This window comes from Erythrobacter sp., from assembly GCF_038133525.1.
Lineage (GTDB): Bacteria > Pseudomonadota > Alphaproteobacteria > Sphingomonadales > Sphingomonadaceae > Qipengyuania.
In genome coordinates this window covers 1-224 of record NZ_JAYPTL010000197.1, presented here as the reverse complement: position 1 = coordinate 224, position 224 = coordinate 1, and the positions used below count along the sequence as shown (strand labels likewise).

General features: G+C 63.4%; 1 pseudogene. It reads left to right on the top strand.

What is annotated here, in order from left to right:
• Positions 1-224 (top strand): annotated as a pseudogene (locus AAFM29_RS17975) (AMP nucleosidase); the annotation flags it as partial.

Genomic DNA, 224 nt, shown 5'->3' with positions numbered 1-224 from the left:
AACTGGCCCAGCACTTCCCCGCGACCGAGCTCGCACTGATCGGAGACGAGATCGCCGATGGCGTGGCGATCGACGCCGCCCAGACCGCGCCCATGCCGCTGTCGCTGTTCGATGGCTTGCGCACCGATTTTTCGCTGGCCCGGCTTCAGCACTACACCGGCACCGATCCCGATCACGTGCAGCGCTTCGTATTGTTCACCAACTACCACCGCTATGTCGACGAA